We start from the raw sequence: 1,137 nt of genomic DNA on the forward strand, positions 1-1,137 counted from the left end.
AAGCCGCGTATCTGTACTCGTTGATCACGCCGCCGAGCACTCGGGTGCGTAGGAGCCTGCGAGCGGTCGGAGCGGTCAGGGGCGCTGGGTGTTCTCGGGCGAGCGGAGGGAGCTGTCCCCTGGCCTGGTGTGGGCGATGACCGTTGCAGTGCCGGGCATAGGCATCGAGGACCTGCCGAGCGTGCGTCTCATTCCATATCAGCAAGTGGTCAAGGGCCTCGCGGCGCAGGGTGCCGATAATCCGTTCACAGTGCGCGTTCATCCGGGGAGCCCGAGGCGCGGTCCGCACGACCTCGATGCTGTCGGCTGCGAAGACCGCATCGAAGGACTCGGTGTACTTTCCGTCCCGGTCGCAGAGCAGGAAACGCAGCGACTCGACCCGCACACCCAACTCGACGGCACGATTTCTCGCCTGCTGCACCGTCCACGCCCCCCGTGGGATGGGCGGTCACGCCGGCAATGTGCAGCCGGCGTGTGCCGTGCTCGAGGAACACGAGCGCGTACACCCGGCGCAGGTCGACCAAATCGATGTGCAGGAAGTCGCAGGCGATGATCCCTTCAGCCTGCGCGGTCAAGAACTCACGCCACGTCGGCCCGCTGCGTCTCGGGGCCGGATCGATGCCGGCCGCCGTCAGGATCTCCCAGACCGTCGTCGAGCCGATCAAATGCCCGAGCCGAGCCAGTTCGCCCTGGATCCGACGGCAGCCCCACCGCGGATTCTCCTTGGCCAGCCGCACCACCAGCGCCTTCACCGCTCTCGCCGTCGACGGTCTGCCAGACCTGGTCCGGCGCTTGCTGAAGTCCCACTTCCGGGCGATCAGCCTGCGGTGCCACGCCAACAGCGTCGCGGGCGTCACCGGGAACACCTGCGCCCACCGGCGCCGCGGGATCAGCGAGGACAGTGCCGCGAACCACAGCCGATCCGCCGGCTCGTACCGCACCGGTGCCGGCAGCTGTCTGCGCAGCACCGCATTCTCGTGGCGCAACACCAGCAATTCCGCGTCCTTGGCCATGTCCCGGCGCAGCAGCACCGCCGGGACCGGGAGCAGCTTGCGTACCACCCGATACACCAGTGAAACGATCACCCGGGCAGGGTTCCAGCAGACCGCGATGCCGCGCCAGACCGCCTCCGAGCAG

General features: G+C 68.2%; 1 pseudogene. It reads right to left on the reverse strand.

What is annotated here, in order from left to right:
- Positions 1 to 1,085, reverse strand: a pseudogene (locus LQ326_RS47225) (integrase core domain-containing protein); the annotation flags it as partial.
- Positions 1,086 to 1,137 lie beyond the last annotated feature (52 nt).

The sequence above is a fragment of the Streptomyces shenzhenensis genome (assembly GCF_021462265.1).
GTDB lineage: Bacteria > Actinomycetota > Actinomycetes > Streptomycetales > Streptomycetaceae > Streptomyces > Streptomyces shenzhenensis.